The organism is Myxococcus sp. CA039A (genome assembly GCF_013336645.1).
GTDB classification, from domain to species: Bacteria; Myxococcota; Myxococcia; order Myxococcales; family Myxococcaceae; genus Myxococcus; species Myxococcus llanfairpwllgwyngyllgogerychwyrndrobwllllantysiliogogogochensis.
Map to the genome: position 1 here is coordinate 1 of NZ_JABUMQ010000533.1, position 4304 is coordinate 4304.

The window sequence follows — 4304 nt, forward strand, 5'->3', positions numbered from 1 at the left end:
GCCCAGGAGCCTCAGCTCGCCCGGCGACGCCGGCCCACCAGCAGGACCAGCGCCCCCAAGCCCAGGAGGACGAGCGATGAGCCTCCTCCCTCGCCCGCCGAGGCACAGCTCAAGCCACCGCCTCGGGCATCAATCTCCAGCGACGGATCCAGCACGAAGTTGACCACGGAGGACTGCACCGAAACGTTCCCCGCGTCATCCGTCGCCACCAGCGTCACCGTATGGCTGCCGTAGTCCAGATCGACGCGCGGAACGAAGCGCCAGTCACCGCTCGCGTCCGCCCGGACCTCACCGGTCTTCACGCCATCCACCAGGACGGAGACCATCGTCCCGGCATCCGCGTCGCCCTGGAACGTGGGCGTCCGCACCGACAGGATGTCGTTCACCCGGGGAACGGACAGCGAGGGCGCCCCAGGGGCCTTCAGGTCCACCTTCCAGCGGAACTCGGCGGGAGTGGGGTCCTCGTTGCTCGCCGGATCCCGCGTCTTCACCCGCAGGACATACTCAGTCTCTTCCGCATCCTCCCGGCCCAGTCCCGTCAGCCGGTACTCCGAGGGGTTGCAGCTCACGAAGTCCGCCCCATCCAGGCTGCAGAAGTACTGCATCTCCAGCTCGTCTCTGTCCTGGAACGACCCAAACGAGAAGACCGCTTCCACGGAGTTGGAGAGTTCCTTCGGCTTCGTCTCGATGCTGGTGTCCGGCGTTTTCGTATCGCTGGTCCACGAATGCGTCACATACAAACGCTCGAGCGTGAGGTTCCCCGCGATGTCCTTTCCCCTGATCGTCAGTGTGTGGGCCCCATCGCCGATATTGGGCCGGGTCAGCGGGCTCGAACAGGGCGTGAAGAGCGGCGTGTCGAGCGCGCATTCATACGTCTCCAGCACCTCCGACGTCTCGAACTGGAAGGTGTAGCCCGGCACGTTCGTCAACGTGGGAGGTCCCGAGAGAATCGACACCACGGGTTCATCGACATCCACGATCAGGGTGTAGGGCGCGGAGACCGGTCCCAGATTCGTCGCCAGGTCGGTGAGCGTGGCGGTGATGATGTACTGACCGCTGAGCAAGTCGAACGGGGGCGTGAAGCTCCATGTCGAGCCCGTGGCTTTGGCAGTCCCCCAGAATACACCATCCTTGTAGAGCGTGATGGTCCCCTCCTCCGGGGTCTCGCCCTGGATGCCAGGCTTCTCCTGGTTGGTGGGGTGGTTGGCCCGGGGAGCGGTCACCGAGGGAGCCGTCGGAGCCGTGCGATCCACTTTCCAGCTGAGAGAGGCTGGAATGCCATCCCGCTCCCCCGCGAAGACAGCGCGAACCGAGAGCGTGTAGATATTGTCCGGCAGACCTTCGTAACGGGCGACATCGTAGTCGTCACCAGGCCCCTTGGGACACGGAGCGAAGTCCGGGGGAGGGTCGTCCGGGCGGATGGCCTTCTCGAGCTTGCACTCGAAGTCCACCACGCCCTTGTTCGACCACAGCGAGAAGATGGCCTCCGCCTTGTTGGTGAGTCCTCCGTCAGCAACGGGGCCCTCGAGGATCAAGGTATCCACCGCGCCGGTGCTGATGCTCCACGTGTGGGACGCCGGCGAGTCGTCCCGGTTGCCCGCCGCATCCACGGCGCGAATCAACAGCGTCTGAGAACCGTCACGCAGGTTGGACTTCTGGATGAAGCCCTCATCCACTTCCGGCCCCGGAGGAGGACGCTCGCACGGGGTGAATACCTGCTCATCGTCCTCCGGCTGCTCCGGCTCCTCTTCTTCCGTTTTGTAGATGTGCCGGCACTCGTAGGTCAGCGCTTCAGGCCACGCGAGTCGGAACTCGGCCGTGGTGTCACCGACACGAAGGTCCGGAGCTTCGAGGATGGTCGTCTCCGGCTTCGTCACGTCCACGATGAACGACACCGGGTCCGAGTCCATGAAGCGCCCCGCACCATCCGTCGAGCGGACGAACACCGTGTTGGGCCCCTCATTCAGCGGCGTGGTGCGCAGGTAGGTCCACTGGCCGCCAGGTCCCACGCTCACCGTGACGGGCTCCGGCAGCGGTCCGAAATAGACCTGCACCGAGGTTCCCAACTCCGCGGTACCAGTCAACACGGGATACTGGGTGTTCACATACGTGCCGAGCGGCGCCACGATGGGCTTCGCCGGGTCCTTCCGGTCCACATGGAACGTGAGCGTGCCGGAGAACGCGCTGACGTTGCCCGCCGGGTCCTTCGACATGGCGCGAACCCAGTGGAAGCCATCATCCGCGGGCGACGGTGAATACGTCACCGACCAGGCCCCTGACGCATTCACCGTGGCCGCCGGCAACACCACCGAGTCATCCACATACACCGTCACTTCGGTGTTGGGGTTGAGCCCCGCCGTGGACTCGAGCACACCGTCCAGAGTGATGGGAACGGAGGTGTAGTACTCGCCCAGGATGTCTGGATTGAGCACGGGGCGCGCGGGCGCCACCGTGTCCACGGTGATGCCCACGTCCGAGGACTCCACGAAGTTCCCCGCCGCATCGGTCGCCCGAGCGCGAAGGATGTAGCGCTCCTGGTCCAGCGCGGCGGGCACGACACTCCAATTTCCCGAGGGGCTGCTGGCCACCGTGCTCAAGGTCTGCAGTGTGGTGCCCGAACTCGTCAACCGCACGGTGACCACCACGCGTGCTCCCGCCTCCGTCGTCCCGGCGATTGTCGGCGTGAGCTCGCGCACCGCGCCCGCGCTCGGGGACGTCACCTGGATGGACGAGGGGGCCGCGAGGTCCACCCGCCATGCGTGCCCGATGGGCGACGGGTCCACGTTGCCCGCGGCATCGACCGCGCGCACATGGAACTGATGGGGGCCAGACGTCAGCCCCGTGAACGTGCGACTGCCCGTTCCCGTCCCGGGACATGGCGTCGAGGTGAAGTTGAGGCCGTCGACGGAGCACTGGAACGTCGCCGTGGAGTCATCCGGGCTCTGATAGTCGAAGAGCGCGCTCGACGAGTTGCTGTCGGCCGCGGGCACCGCGGTGAAGGATGTGTCGGGAGCGAGGGTGTCCACGCGCCACGCGCGCGACGCGGGGCTCGGGTCCGGCGTCCCCGCCGCGCTGTAGGCCGTCACCTCCAGCGTGTGGGCACCTTCGTCCAGGTTCGTATAGGTCTGGGTCGGACCGCAGGCCGTGGCCGGGCCAACGTCCAGCAAGCACTGGTACGTGACCCCACCCGTGAAGGTGAAGACCGCGGTCTTCGAGCTCGTCGGAGCGCCCGGGGGACTGGCAACGGGCCCCCCCGTGATGGCGGTGTTGGGGACGGAGGTGTCCACCTTCCAGGTGTAGCTCTTCGGGTTCGGGTCCTGATTGCCCGCTTCATCGATGGCGTAGACCGTCAGCCGGTGGTCCCCGTTGCCGAGCGCGCCGGACGAATACGAGGCCGGGCATGGACCGAAGGCCGCATCCCCCAGCGGCGGCGTACTGTCCAGCGCACAGCGATAGCTGGACGTCTCCGTCGAGGTGAAGGTGAAGTTCGCGACCGTGGCGCTGGAGATCGGAGGAACCCCATTGGGCGTGAGCGTCGTCGTCGGAGGGACGTTGTCGAAGGTGAAGTTGAACTCCGTGCCGATGGCGCTGTAGGCACCGAGGAACCCGGCTTGCGCCGCGACGCGATAGGCCGTGCCAGGGGTGCTGCTCGGGGGCACGAACGAGTAGACGAAGTCCTTGAGGCTGTCCGATGCCGTCCTCCCCCAATACGTGTACGTGAGGTTCGGGGTCGTGTTGGTGACTTCGTAGAGGATGACCTCCGACAGGCCCTGCTCCGTCGTTCCCCTCAGCAAGGGATTGTTCGTCCGAGCAGGCGGCGGCAGCGGGGTGAGCCCCGGAGCGGCGGGCGTGGTGAAGGCCGTGTCCACGAGGGTGACGGTGCCTCCATGATTCAGAGCGGTGGTCGCGTCATTGGGCATCGCGCCGTCGGTGGTGGCCCCAGGGGCCGTGCCCTGAGTTCCCGCCATGCCCGAGGGAGTGGTGGGGAGACAGGAAGGCCCTCCTGAAGCCTGGAAGAACACACGCCCTCCGCCACCTCCACCTCCGGGCCCGGCCACGCCGACAGCGCCATTGCCACCCGCGGCACGCACCGTGTTCGGGTTACACGCCGCGCTGCCCGCGAAGCGCAGGTGCAGGGTGCCACCGGCTCCGCCGCCATGGCCGACATCCAGTCCCGTGGTCGCCACGGCACTCTCCCCAGAGGCCAGGATGCTTCCAGTCCCCGAGAGCGAAGTGGCTCGGATGAAGATGATGCCACCGCCTTGCCCACCTGCCCCCGTCATCAGGGCGCTCTGGGCATGCCC

General features: G+C 66.7%; 1 protein-coding gene. It reads right to left on the reverse strand.

Annotated elements, in window-relative coordinates; translation table 11 throughout:
• Positions 1-11: 11 nt before the first annotated feature.
• Positions 12-4187: an Ig-like domain-containing protein gene (locus tag HR086_RS45080; protein ID WP_174468746.1), complete on the reverse strand. Its 4176-nt coding sequence runs from the start codon at positions 4185-4187 to the stop codon at positions 12-14.
• Positions 4188-4304 lie beyond the last annotated feature (117 nt).